The sequence below is a fragment of the Streptomyces sp. 4N509B genome, assembly GCF_052245655.1.
In the GTDB taxonomy this organism is placed as follows: domain Bacteria; phylum Actinomycetota; class Actinomycetes; order Streptomycetales; family Streptomycetaceae; genus Streptomyces.
Genome location: NZ_JBQQBZ010000071.1, coordinates 1 through 12,738, shown reverse-complemented (window position 1 = coordinate 12,738; position 12,738 = coordinate 1). Strand labels below are relative to the sequence as shown.

Genomic DNA, 12,738 nt, shown 5'->3' with positions numbered 1-12,738 from the left:
CCCCTACGACAGGCGGGTGAAGGTGTGGGCGCTCACCGACCAGCGCGACGGCCGTCCGCCGGCCATCCCGCGGGGCCCGATCGCCCGGCGCAGGGCCGTGCGGTGTGCCCGGAGGCGCCTCGCCTCGATGGGGATCCGTGGGGGTCGGGGGCCGGGTCGGCCGGGGCCGGCCGGCCGGTGGGGCGTCAGGTGAGCAGGAAGTCGGCGTCGCCCCGCTTGGCGCCGCGGATGAAGGTCTCCATCTCACGGTGGGTGTAGATCAGGACGGGTCCGTCCGGGTCGGTGGACTGCCGCAGCGCCACGCGGCCGTCGGCGAGCTTCATCGCCTCCACGCAGTTGCCCCCGTTGGTGCCGCTCCACGGCTTGTGCCAGCCCTCGCTGCCGAGTTCCCTGGCGGGCATGCCGTTGTAGATGCGGCCTGTCGGGCCACCTCTGTCATGGCTCATGGTGGTCTAGCTCCTTGCGAATCTCACCGAGGAGCGCCCCGGTGTCCTGTACGGGTGCCGCCTGGGCACTCATGCGGTCGAGCACCTCCCGGTACGCCGAGGTGTCCGCGCGGTCCTCCAGGTAGACCGCGCCGGTCAGGCTCTCGGCGTAGACGATGTCGGGCAGTTCGGGGATGTCGAACCTGAAGAGCTGGAACGGCCCGAACATGCCGGGATGCGGACCGGCGTTGAACGGCATGATCTGGAGCGTGACGTTGGGCAGCGTCGCCGCCTCCAGCAGCCGGTCGATCTGGTCGCGCATCACGGCGGGGCTCCCGACGCGGCGGCGCAGCACGTGCTCCTCGACCACGGCCCACAGCAGGGGCGCGCCGGGTCGGGTGAGCAGGTCCTGTCGTGCCATGCGCAGGGCGACGCGGCGGCCGAGTTCCTCCTCGGACGCGCCGGGGAAGCCGGTGCGCAGCAGCACTCGTGCGTAGTCCTGGGTCTGGAGGAGACCCGGGACGCAGTGAGGTTCGTAGGCGCGGATGAGGCTGGCCTCGCCCTCCAGGCTGACGTAGAGGCCGAACCAGTCCGGCAGCACGTCGCGGTAGCGGTGCCACCAGCCGGGTCGGTTGGCCTCGTCCACGAGGGTGAGGAAGGAGTCGATCTCGTCGGGGGCGACGCCGTACCGTTCCAGCAGCGCCTTGACGTAGAGCGGCCGCAGGCCGACCTCGGCCTTCTCCATGCGGCGCACCGTCGTGGTGTTGACGCTGAGGACGGCCGCGGCGTCGGCGAAGGTGCAGCCCGCGCGTTCGCGCAGGTCCCTCAGGCGCAGCCCGAGGACGATCTGCCCCACCGTCGGCCCTGGTCGTGCTTCGGGCACGGCGCCTCCCTCATGGCTGAGCCTCGCTATCCCCCGAACCTGGCAGAAGTGTGCCATACACGATGTGGGATCGGCAGATATCCCCTCGCTGAATGCGAATTGCAGAACTCCTCTTGCGCACTGCACGGCCGGATGCGCATAGTAAACGGGTGACTCGCCTCACGACCGCTCCGGCAGCACGGAAGGCGGAACCGCCCGTGTCTCCTCCCCAGGGATCCCTCGGCACGATGACGCCTCTCCCCATCCCCCGCCCGGTTCGCTCCACGATCGACCCGCCGGGCGAGCGCTTCACGCTGCCCGCGCAGGCGGACTCCGTCGCCGTGGCCCGGCGCATCACCGTGCGGTGGCTGCGCCTGTGGGGACTGCCGCAGCCGCTGTGGGACACCGCGCGGCTCGTGGTCTCGGAGCTGTTCACCAACGCCCTGCTCCACACGGACAGCGGGCAGATCGTCTGCCGGCTGGAGGCCAGCGGCCGGCGGGTGCGCATCGAGGTCGCCGACGAGGGTCTCGGGATCGACGACGGGCCCGCGGACCAGGAGCCCGGCCGCGCCGACGAGGCGGAGAACGGGCGCGGCCTGCTGCTGGTGGACACCCTGACGGACGCCTGGGGCGTCATCACGGCCGACCGCCGGGCCGGCTGCACGGTCTGGGCGGAGATCGAGGCGGACGCCGCCGCCCCCACGGCGGACATCGCCGGCGGCTAGCCGGACGGAGGGCGGCTAGCCGCCGGGTGAGACGGGCGCGGCTGGGCGCCCGGGGGCCTTTCTTCCGGATCTCCGCGGGCCGGGGTCTGATCCACGACGGTCCGGAAGGAAGGCCCCTCATCCGGCCCGGGGAAGAAGCACTCCCCGTCGAGAGCGCGGCTCGGTCGAGAGCGCTCAGTCGAGGGCGCGGCGGAGCATGACCAGCGCCATGTCGTCCTCGGTCAGGTCGTCGACGCCGGCCGCCGTGATCCAGTCCGCGAGCTCCTCCAGGTCCTCGGGCCCCTCGCGCAGCGCCCGGGTGACGCGGTCGATGCCCTCGTCGAGGTCGGCGCCGTGCTGCTCGACCAGGCCGTCGGTGCACATCAGCAGGGTCTCGCCCCGGGCCAGCGTCAGGTCGTTGACCGGTGTGGGCGGGTACCCGGCCACCGCGCCGACCCCCAGCGGCAGCGTGCCACGCACCGACAGCCGGTGGGTGGTGCCGTCGGCGCGCCGCACCAGTGGCGCCAGGTGGCCGGCCCGCACCAGCCGCAGCCAGCCCGTGGCGGGGTCGTGTTCGGCGTACAGGCAGGTGGCGAACCGCTCGGTCTCCAGCTCGTGGAGGAAGGCCGAGGCCCGCGCCATCACCACGGGCGCGGGATGGCCCTCGGAGGCGTAGGCGCGCAGCACGATCCGCAGCTGGCCCATGACCGCCGCCGCCTGGGTGTCGTGGCCCTCGACGTCGCCGATGACGGCGACCACCCGGCCGCCCGGCAGCGGGATCACGTCGTACCAGTCCCCGCCGATGTCGCGCCCGAGCCCCGCGGAGCGGTAGCGGACGGCGATGCGGGCGCCGGGCACGTCCGGGATGTGGCCCGGCAGCATCGCCCGCTGGAGGTCCTCGGCCAGCTGGTGCTCCTGCTCCAGCAGCATGGCGCGCTGGAGGCTCTGGGCGACGGCGCTGGCGAGGGCCAGCAGCAGGTCGCGCTCGTCGGGCGGGAAGGAGCGCTCCTCGTCGAAGAGCAGCCCGAGCCCGCCGAGCGGCCTGGCCTGGGCGGTCAGTGGCAGGTAGGCCGCCGAGCCGAGCCCGAGCGGCTCGAAGTACTGCCAGAGCCGCGGGTACTCGGCGGCGAACTCCCGCCGCGAGGTCACGAAGCGCGGCGTCTGGGTGCGGATCGTCTCGGCCATGGGCAGGCGGTCGTCGAGCCGGGTGTGCTCCAGCGGGTTGATCAACGGGCTGGCGGCGTTGACGCGGAGGGTGTGGACGCGGCCGGCCTCGACCAGGGCGAGCACCAGGCTGGCCGCCCCCAGCCGCCCGATGCCTCGGGAGCCGGCCAGCGCGTCGCGCACGTCGTCGACGGTCGTGGCGCGGGAGAGCGCCTGGGTGATCTCCGAGACCAGGCTGCCGCGGCGCTCCGCCTCCCCGCCGTCCTCGCCGGCCCCGGCGGGCGACGTGTCGTCGAGGGTCGGTTCGGGCACGGGCTGCCGGACGGGGGCGGCGAGCTCCGCGCTGGCGTCCCTGACGATGCCGACGACGCGCAGCGGGCGCCCGTCGGTGTCCCGGTGGATGTGTCCCTGGGTGTGGGTCCACCGCAGTCGGCCGTCGCGTCGGCGCACGCAGAAGTACGCGCCGTAGTGGGAGCTGCCGTCCCGCAGCGCCTTCCTGACCAGCTCGTCGAGGCGGTCGGCCTCGGCCCGCGGCACGCGGCGGTTGAGGGAGGACGGCCTCAGGTCGTACTCCTCGGGCCGCAGGTCGAAGACGGCGAGCGCGGAGCTGTCGAGGTACATCAGGTCCCTGGCCAGGTCCCAGTCGAAGCTGCCCATGTGGTTCCTGGCCAGGCAGACCGCCGGTTCCACGGGCCAGTCCTCGGGCAGCGGCGCGGCGGACGGCACCGCGTCGTCCTCGCCCATAGACGTGCCCACACCAGACTCACAGCCGAAATGATCAGTTCATGGTTATTCTTTCACTTTTGTCTTGTTCGCACGAATTATCCGGTCCGTCACGCTCGAGAGGGCCGTGCCGGGAGGGTCAGTAGGTGAGGCCGAAGCCGTAGGGGAAGAGGGGCTGCTGGCCGTCGCCCTCGTTGATGGGCTGCTGGCCGACGTCAGCCATCCAGGTGACGGGCAGGGTGCCGGTGGGCGCCCGGTCGCCGTAGAGCACGTCGGCGACGCCCGCGCCCTCGGTGCCGGGCAGCCACGCGGCGAGCAGCGCGTCCCAGCCGTCGATCTCGTCGGCGACGTCGAGGGGGCGGCCGGAGACCAGGACCACGACGAGCGGCACTCCGGAGGCCCGCAGGTTCGCGAGCGTCGCGCGGTCCTCCTCGTCCAGGCCCAGGCCGTCGGGGCGGTCGCCCGCGCCCTCGGCGTAGGGCGTCTCGCCGACCACGGCCACGGCCACGTCGTAGGAGCCGTCGACGCCCTCGCCCTCGCGGTCGTAGACCACCTGGGAGGCGTCGCCCGCGCGGGCGCGGATGCCCTCCAGGATGGTCGTGCCGGGGGTGGTCTCGCCGCTTCCGCCCTGCCAGCTGATCGTCCAGCCGCCGGACTGGTGGCCGATGTCGTCCGCGTTCTTCCCCGCCACGAGGATCCGCGCGTCCCCGGCCAGGGGCAGGGTGCCGCCGTCGTTCTTCAGCAGGACCTGGGAGGCGGCGACGGCCTCGCGGGCGAGCTCGCGGTGCTCGGCCGAGCCGACGGTGGCGGTCAGGGAGCGGTCGGTGTGGGGGCGCTCGAAGAGCCCGAGCTCGAACTTCCTGGCGAGGATCCGGCGGTTGGCGTCGTCCACGCGCGCGGTGGTCACCCGCCCGGCCTCGACCTCGGCCCGCAGCAGCTCGACGAAGCGGACGTGGTCGTGGGGGACCATCACCATGTCGACCCCGGCGTTGACCGCGTCGCTGATCTCCGCGCCGGTGAAGCCCTCCCGGCCGTCGAGCTGGTCGACGCCGGCCCAGTCGGAGACGACGAAGCCCTCGAAGCCGAGCTCGCCCTTGAGCAGCTCGTTGACCAGGTAGTCGTGGCCGTGGAGCTTCTCGCCGTTCCAGCTGCTGTAGGAGACCATCACCGAGCCGACGCCGCGCGCGATCGCCTCCCGGTACGGCGGGAGGTGGACGGCGCGCAGCTCCGCCTCGTCGATCCGGGTGTCGCCCTGGTCGTCGCCGCCGGCCGTGCCGCCGTCGCCGACGTAGTGCTTGGCGGTGGCGAGGACGGAGGCGGGGTCGCCCAGGGACTCGCCCTGGAGGCCGGTGACGAGGGTGGCCATGGCGGTGGGCAGCTCGGGAGTCTCGCCGAACGACTCGTAGGTGCGGCCCCAGCGGTCGTCGCGGGCCACGCACAGGCAGGGCGCGAAGTTCCAGTCGACGCCGGTGCCGGCCATCTCCTCGGCCGTGGCCCGCCCGATCCGCTCCACCAGCGTGGGGTCGCCCGCCGCGCCGAGGCCGATGTTGTGGGGGAAGATCGTGGCGCCGCGGACGTTGTTGTGGCCGTGGACGGCGTCGACGCCGTAGAGCACGGGGATGGCCAGCGGCGTGGAGAGCGCGGCGTCCTGGAAGGCGTCGTACATGTCCGCCCAGGACTCGGCGGTGTTCGGCGTGGGAGCTGAGCCTCCGCCGGAGAGGACCCCGCCGATGCGGTGGGTGGCCAGGTCGGAGGGCGAGTCGAGCGCGCTCCGGTCCACGAGCGTCATCTGCCCGATCTTCTCCGCCAGCGTCATGCGGCCCAGCAGGTCCTCGACGCGCTCGTCGACCGGCAGTCCCGGGTCCTGGTACGGCGGAGGCTGTGCGGCGGCGGTGTCGGGTGAGCCGGGGCCCGGCGCCCCGAGGGCGACGACGGCCGCGGCCAGGGCCGCGAGCGTCACGAGGAGGCGGCGGGGTGTGCGATACGTCACGTGGAACGTCCTTCCGGATCCGCGCCTGCCCCCGCCGGCGGCGCGCGATGTCTCAGGGCCCAGAACGGAGATACCAGTGACACCCCGCGCGCACAACCACGCCGCCGGCCGGATCGCTGGTAAACCGATGTGGCATGCGTGTGGAGAAGTCGGGTAGCCGCCCCCGCGTACCTCGACAACAGAACGACATATGGATGTGAGAGCGCGTGCCCGCGGACAAACACCCCGTAGCGACGAACCCGGCGCGTGGCCGGAAGGCGACCGATCCGGTCGTCTTCGGCGTCGCCGCCGCGTTGACCCTGGCCTTCGTACTCTGGGGCGCGCTCGCCACGGACTCCCTGGCTGACGTCTCCGCCGACCTGCTGGAGGACGTCATCCACAACGCGGGGTGGGCCTTCGTCCTCACCGCGTCGGGCTTCGTGATCTTCGCGCTCTGGCTGGCCGCCAGCCGCTACGGGCGCGTCACGCTGGGCAGGGAGGGCGAGAAGCCCGAGTTCAGGACCATCTCGTGGATCGCGATGATGTTCAGCGCCGGCATGGGCATCGGGCTGATGTTCTGGGGGGTGAGCGAACCGCTCAACCACTACACCACGCCGCCCCCCGGCACCTCCGCCGAGGACTCGGGCGACGCCATGACGACGTCAATGGCGACGACGCTCTTCCACTGGACGCTCCACCCCTGGGCCATGTACGCGGTCGTCGGCATGGCGATCGCCTACAGCGCGTTCCGGCGCGGCCGGCGGCAGACGATCAGCGCCGTCTTCACGCCGATGATCGGGGAGAAGCAGGCCAACGGGGCCACCGGTCGGGTCATCGACATCCTGGCGATAATCGCCACCCTCTTCGGCTCCGCCGCGTCACTCGGCCTCGGTGCGCTCCAGATCGGCAGCGGCATGGAGAAGCTGGACTGGATGGACGACGTGAGCACCGGGCTGCTCGTGCTGGTCATCGCCGCGCTGACCACCGCCTTCGTGCTCTCGGCCGTCTCGGGGGTCGCCAAGGGAATCCAGTGGCTGTCGAACACCAACATGGTGCTCGCCGTGGTCCTCGTGGCCTTCGTCCTCGTCGCGGGGCCGACCGTGCTCATCCTCGACCTGCTGCCGACCTCGGTCGGCGGCCTCCTCTCCGACCTGCCGGAGATGGCCGCCCGCACGGAGGCCAGCACCGGTGAGGACGTCGGCGGCTGGCTCGGCGGCTGGACGGTCTTCTACTGGGCGTGGTGGATCTCCTGGACGCCCTTCGTCGGCATGTTCATCGCCCGCATCAGCCGCGGCCGCACCATCCGGCAGTTCGTCGGCGGCGTGATCCTGGTGCCGAGCACGGTCAGCCTGGTGTGGTTCGCCGTCTTCGGCGGCAGCGCCATGCACCAGGAGGAGGGCGGCGCCGGCCTCATGGAGGAGTCCACCACCGAGGGCCAGCTCTTCGCTGTCCTGGAGGCGTACCCGCTGGCCAGCGTCACGGCGCTCGTCGTGATGATCCTGGTCGGCATCTTCTTCGTCTCGGGCGCGGACGCGGCCTCGATCGTGATGGGCACGCTCTCGCAGCGCGGCACGCTGGAGCCCGACCGGCTGGTCGTCATCTTCTGGGGCGTGCTCACCGGCGCGGTGGCCGCCGTCATGCTGCTGGTCGGCGACGGTGAGGGCACCGCCCTCACCGGTCTGCAGAACCTCACGATCCTCGCCGCGGTGCCGTTCGCGCTGGTGATGGTGGCGCTGTGCGTGGCCCTCATGCGGGACCTGCGGCGTGACCCGCTGATCCTGCGCGGCGAGAAGGGCGAGCAGGTGGTGGAGATGGCGGTCATCAACGGGCACCGTCGCTACGACGGTGACTTCGAGATCGCGATCGGGCCCGGCGGCTTCCGGGGCGGCGCCACCGAGGGCGGGGCTGACGCCGCCGCCGACGTCGAGCCCGCCGACGCCACGGCCGACGGCGGGGTGGCCGACGGGATCGACGACGCGCCACGCGAGCGGGCCGGGAAGGCGGGCCGCGGCAGCGAGATCCCCGGCTGAGACGCGCGTACGTCCTTCTCACCCGTGTCCCCTCCCGCCCGGCGGCGGGAGGGGACACGCCTGTCACGGCCCGTCGTGGCGGGGCGCGTCGTGTTCCGCGCCGGGACCGACGTTCCCCGGCTCCCCGGCTTCTGGACCCCCGATCCGTCGGTCTCCCGGTCTCCCAGCCCCCGATCCCCCGGACCGTCAGCGTGGCGGGCCCGCCGGGCGGTGGACGCCGAGCAGGGCGCCGAAGCGGCGGCGGCGGGACCGCAGCCGCAGCAGCCAGAACACCGCGCCGCCCGCCGCGGCCAGGGTGCCGCCCACGGTCACCAGCCAGGCCGGGACGCCGAGCCAGGTCAGCAGCCGGTCCTCGTACTCCACGGGGACGAACTCCGTGTCGCGCTCCGCGCGGCGCAGCAGGTGGTCGCCGTCGATCCGCTCGGGGCGCGGGAACTCCTGCTCCACGACGGTCAGGAACGTCTCACCGCCGGCGAGCCGCCGCAGCGGGCCCGCGGGCTGCTCCTCGGGAGCGAGCCGCGCCGCGTAGCTGACCCGGGGCGCCTCACCGCCGATCGCGCCGGCCGGCTCCATCCGGTGCGGCGCGAGCACGTAGAGCGTCAGCGACTGACCGACGTCGGCCAGGCGCGACAGGCGCATCGGGTAGACGGGCTCGTCGGTGGCGAAGCTGAGGTGGATCGGGTCGAGCGTGCCGCCGAGCACCACCTCCCGCTCCCCCTCGTCCGCCGCCGGGGCCAGGCGGACGGCGACGTACTCCCACCGCTGGGCGACGTAGGGCCCCAGCGCCTCGGCGAGGTCGTCGGGGAGCGAGAAGCCGTTGTCGGCGAGCCAGCCCTCCAGGGCGGCGGGGTCGGTGGCGGTCAGCCGGGCGACGTCGAAGGGGCCGAGGCGGTCCCGGCTGACCACGTCCACCTCCGGCGCCCCGTCCTCCCCCGGTGGGGGCGCGGCCCCGGCGCCGCCGTCCCCGTCCTCCGACCGGGGCCAGTCCCCCTCGCGGGGCCAGAAGTAGGAGCGTTCCCGCTCGACGGGCCGGGTGACCTGCCACAGGTCGTCGAAGAGCTCCTCCTCGCCGAGACTGACCTCCGCGCGGCCGGGCACCGGCATGATCCAGGCCGCCTCGGTGGCGTCGCCACCGACGGTGAGGCTCATCACGATGTCCTGCCGCTCGCCGTCCCACCGCACCAGCGAGGTCTCCTGGTCGACGTGGAGCTCCTGCCGCTCGTCGACGACCATGCCGCCGCAGCCGCAGGCGTGCGCCGGCCAGGCCAGGGCCCCGAGCTGGGCGGCGAGCAGCAGCGCGACGACCGTGAGCGCGCGCCGTGCCCGCCCGACGGCGCCCCTCGTTCCGTTCATCCGGCGTCTCCCCCCGTGCTGGTGTGTCCGTGCCGGTGCCTGTTCCGCACCGGTCTCCTCCGTGCCGACGTGTCCCGCTCCGCTCCGAACCGCTCGGAACCGCTGTGCTCCGAACCGCTGGCGAACCGCGCCCGGCCGGCCGCGGACGCGGGCGTCGGTCGTGTCGACGGGCGGGGGCGGGTGGTCGGTTCCCGCCCGGACGTCACAGGGCGCGCGCCGCCGCCCGTCCCGCGGTCCGGCCGGAGAAGAGGCAGCCGCCGAGGAAGGTGCCCTCCAGCGAGCGGTACCCGTGCATCCCGCCGCCGCCGAAGCCGGCGGCCTCGCCCGCCGCGTACACCCCGGGCAGCGCCTCGCCGTCCTCCGTGAGCACCCGGCCGGCCAGGTCGGTCTGGAGGCCGCCGAGGGTCTTGCGGGTGAGGATGCCCAGGCGCACGGCGATCAGCGGGCCCGCGTCCGGGTCGAGGAGCCGGTGGGGGGCGGCGACGCGGATCAGCCGGTCGCCGAGGTAGGCGCGGGCGCCACGGACGGCGGTGATCTGGAGGTCCTTGGTGAAACGGTTCGCCACCTCGCGGTCGCGGGCCTCGATCTCGCGGCGCACCCGGTCGTGGTCGACCAGGTCCTCGCCGGTCAGCTCGTTCATGCCCCGGACCAGCGCCGCGAGGTCGCGTTCCACGACGAAGTCGGCGCCGTGGTCAAGGAACGCGCGGACGGGTCCCGGCGGTCCCGGACGGAGGCGGCTGGCCAGCAGCTGGCGGACGCTGCGGCCGGTCAGGTCGGGGTTCTGCTCGGAGCCCGAGAGCGCGAACTCCTTCTCCACGATGCGGTGGGTCAGGACGAACCAGCTGTGGTCGTGACCGGTGTGGGCGAGGTGGCGCAGCGTCGCGAGGGTGTCGAAGCCGGGGAAGAGGGGGACGGGCAGCCGGCGGCCGGTGGCGTCGAGCCACAGCGAGGAGGGTCCTGGCAGGATGCGGATGCCGTGTCCCGACCAGACCGGGTTCCAGTTGGCGACGCCCTCGGTGTAGTGCCACATGCGGTCCCGGTTGATCAGGCTCGCCCCGGCCCGTTCCGCGACGCCGAGCATCCGCCCGTCCACGTGGGCCGGGACGCCGGTCAGCATGCGGCGCGGCGGCTCGCCGAGCCGCTTCGGCCAGTGGGCACGGACGAGGTCGTGGTTGCCGCCGATGCCGCCCGAGGCGATGACGACGGCCTGGGCGCGCAGCTCGAAGGTGCCGGTGACCTGGCGGTTGCTGGCCGTGCCGCGCCGGGCGGCGCTCGGCGCCAGCACCTCGCCGACGACGGTGTCGACGGCCCCGGCGCTGCGGGCGAGGCCGGTGACGCGGTGGCGGAAGCGCGTCTCGACGCGGCCGAGGGCGGCGGCCTGGCGGACCCGCAGGGCGAACGGCTCGAGAAGTCCCGGCCCGGTGCCCCAGACGATGTGGAAGCGCGGCACCGAGTTGCCGTGGCCCCTCGCGTCGTGGCCGCCGCGCTCCGCCCAGCCGACGACGGGGAAGAACCGGACGCCGAGGCCCCGCAGCCAGGGTCGCTTCTCCCCCGCCGCGAAGTCGACGTACGCCTCGGCCCAGCGCCGTGGCCAGTGGTCCTCGGCACGGTCGAAGCCCGCCGTGCCGAGCCAGTCCTGCCAGGCCAGCTCACGGCTGTCACGCACCCGCAGGCGGCGCTGCTCGGGCGAGTCCACCAGGAAGAGGCCGCCGAAGGACCAGTGGGCCTGACCCCCGAGGGACGCCTCCGGCTCCTGGTCGAGCAGGATCACCCGCCTGCCGGCCTCGGCGAGCTCGGCGGTCGCGACCAGGCCGGCCAGGCCGGCCCCGATGACGATCACGTCGGCGTCGTAGCTCATGTGGCATCGCCCTCCCCGCCGTTTGCACGGCTTCGCCGTCTGCTGCTCACGCCACCCCGTCACCGGGGTGACGCGGGGTAAGGATACGGGCCGGTCTGCCGCCTTCGGGGCGGAGGCTTAGGCTCGTGACCATGATGCGACGAGCGTTGGCCGCGATACGGCTGTGGTTCTCGCCGCACCGGGTACGCGCCGAGGGGGTCACACCCGACTACCGCTTCTCACTGGCGAACGAACGCACCTTCCTGGCCTGGCTGCGGACCGCGCTGGCCCTCGTGGCGGGCGGCATAGCCGTGGACCAGTTCCTCACGGACATGCGGTGGGGCGTGCGGTCGACGATCGCCCTGGTGCTGCTGGTGGCGGGCGCCCTGTGCGCGATCCGGGCGGTCAACCACTGGGTGCGGGCGGAGCGGGCGATGCGGCGCGGCGAGGACCTGCCGGAGAGTCGTTTCCCCGCGGTGCTGGCGGTGTGCACGGCGGCCGCCGCGCTGATCGTCGTCCTCGCGGTGCTGCTGGGCCGTGCCGGTGGCTGACGTCGTCCGCGACCCGGGGGTCCAGCCGGAACGGACCCGGCTTGCGTGGCGGCGCACCACGCTGGCCCTCACGCTGGTGGTGGTGCTCGCGGGGCGGAAGGTCGTGATGGCCGACCACGGCACCCGGGTGGCCGTGGTGGGTCTGGCGCTGGAGGCGCTGCTGTGGGTGGCCTTCCTGGTGGTGGCGCACCGGCGGATACGCGCCCTGGACCGCGCCGAGCAGCCGCCCGCCGCGAGCGGGGGGACGGTGTGGGGGGCGGCCGGGGTGGTCGTGGTCACCTCACTGCTGGCGACGGTGCTGCTGACCGCCGAGGCGTGAGGCCCCGGCGCACCGGGGTCTCGGGGGCGGTGCGGGGGTGCGTGGGGGCGTGGGGCTGGTTCCCGGGCGTGGGGTGAGGACCGCCGGGGCCGCCGCCCGGGGGTGACGACGTGGAGGGAGGTCCTAGCCGTCCGGCGCCGCGAAGCCGTCGGACCGTCGGAGCCGGTGCTCGACCGCCACGGCGTCCGGCCGTCCGGCAGGGTCATGGCGGTGCGCGGCCCGCCGTGGTGGCCGCCGGGCCGCACGCCACCCCGCCGTACGGCGCGGTGTCCGCGCGTCAGCCTCCGCGTCACCCTCCTCCGGCCGGGGCAGGATCCGCGGAACGGGCCCCGTGGGCGGAGCGGACGCGGAAGAATCCACGCTCGTGTGACGGTGGCGCGGCGTCGCCGCCGCGCGGCGGTGTCCGCGCGGCCCGGCGCGGCCCCGTTCCGTCGCGCCCCTGGGCGTGAGACGAGGAAGACGGGAACGTTCGAGATGACGCCGCGCTCCGACAACCGGCGCCTGCGGGAGCTGCTGCACGAGGCGGGCTGGACGCAGGAGGCGTTGGCGCGCGCGGTGAACGCGCTCGGCGAGGAGATCGGCGCCCACCTGCGGTACGACCGCACCGCGGTCGCCCACTGGCTGGCCGGCACCCGGCCGCGGCCCCCGGTGCCGCAGCTGGCGGCCGAGGCGCTGACCCGGCGCCTCGGCCGGGTCGTCACGGTGGCGGCGGCCGGCTTCGCCGCCCCGGCCGGGGAGTCCGGGCACGAAGCCGGGGCGGACGAGGAGCGGGCCGACCCGCTGCGCGGCTTCGTGCCCGGA

At 74.1% G+C, this 12,738-nt stretch carries 10 protein-coding genes and 1 pseudogene; 5 read left to right on the top strand and 6 right to left on the bottom strand.

Translation table 11 applies throughout. The annotated features are described in order from the left end of the window. Positions 1–185 precede the first annotated feature (185 nt). Both ACTWP5_RS31785 and ACTWP5_RS31780 read right to left on the bottom strand, forming a co-directional pair. Complete coding sequence (locus ACTWP5_RS31785; protein ID WP_443224657.1) at positions 186–446, bottom strand: DUF397 domain-containing protein; 261 nt, start codon at positions 444–446, stop codon at positions 186–188. Next, entirely contained in the window at positions 436–1,308 is an 873-nt protein-coding gene (locus tag ACTWP5_RS31780; RefSeq protein WP_443224656.1) for a helix-turn-helix domain-containing protein, read from the bottom strand. Before ACTWP5_RS31780 ends, ACTWP5_RS31785 begins: the two co-directional genes overlap by 11 nt. 227 nt (positions 1,309–1,535) lie before the next feature. Between ACTWP5_RS31780 and ACTWP5_RS31775 the strand changes: the two genes are divergently transcribed. Then, positions 1,536–2,012: an ATP-binding protein gene (locus tag ACTWP5_RS31775; protein ID WP_443224655.1), complete on the top strand. Its 477-nt coding sequence runs from the start codon at positions 1,536–1,538 to the stop codon at positions 2,010–2,012. Between the two features lie 174 nt (positions 2,013–2,186). Here ACTWP5_RS31775 and ACTWP5_RS31770 read toward each other — a convergent pair whose 3' ends face one another. After that, positions 2,187–3,911, bottom strand: a complete 1,725-nt coding sequence (locus ACTWP5_RS31770) for a SpoIIE family protein phosphatase (protein ID WP_443224654.1) — start codon at positions 3,909–3,911, stop codon at positions 2,187–2,189. A gap of 106 nt (positions 3,912–4,017) precedes the next feature. Then, entirely contained in the window at positions 4,018–5,868 is a 1,851-nt protein-coding gene (locus ACTWP5_RS31765) for a glycoside hydrolase family 3 protein (protein ID WP_443224653.1), read from the bottom strand. A 206-nt stretch (positions 5,869–6,074) separates the two neighbouring features. Between ACTWP5_RS31765 and ACTWP5_RS31760 the strand changes: the two genes are divergently transcribed. Further along, a complete protein-coding gene (locus tag ACTWP5_RS31760; RefSeq protein ID WP_443224652.1) occupies positions 6,075–7,877 on the top strand; it encodes a BCCT family transporter in 1,803 nt (600 codons plus the stop codon). 186 nt (positions 7,878–8,063) lie between these two features. Here the strand turns inward: ACTWP5_RS31760 and ACTWP5_RS31755 are convergent, their stop codons facing one another. After that, entirely contained in the window at positions 8,064–9,230 is a 1,167-nt protein-coding gene (locus tag ACTWP5_RS31755; protein ID WP_443224651.1) for a DUF2330 domain-containing protein, read from the bottom strand. Between the two features lie 202 nt (positions 9,231–9,432). Further along, a complete protein-coding gene (locus tag ACTWP5_RS31750) occupies positions 9,433–11,088 on the bottom strand; it encodes an FAD-binding dehydrogenase (RefSeq protein WP_443224650.1) in 1,656 nt (551 codons plus the stop codon). Positions 11,089–11,219: 131 nt separating this feature from the next. Between ACTWP5_RS31750 and ACTWP5_RS31745 the strand changes: the two genes are divergently transcribed. The 3 genes and pseudogenes from ACTWP5_RS31745 to ACTWP5_RS31735 form a co-directional block, all read left to right on the top strand. Beyond that, positions 11,220–11,618, top strand: coding sequence for a YidH family protein (locus ACTWP5_RS31745; RefSeq protein ID WP_443224649.1), 399 nt, complete (start codon positions 11,220–11,222; stop codon positions 11,616–11,618). Next, positions 11,605–11,937: a DUF202 domain-containing protein gene (locus ACTWP5_RS31740; protein ID WP_443224648.1), complete on the top strand. Its 333-nt coding sequence runs from the start codon at positions 11,605–11,607 to the stop codon at positions 11,935–11,937. Before ACTWP5_RS31745 ends, ACTWP5_RS31740 begins: the two co-directional genes overlap by 14 nt. A 474-nt stretch (positions 11,938–12,411) precedes the next feature. Next, a pseudogene (locus tag ACTWP5_RS31735) lies at positions 12,412–12,738 on the top strand (hypothetical protein); the annotation flags it as partial.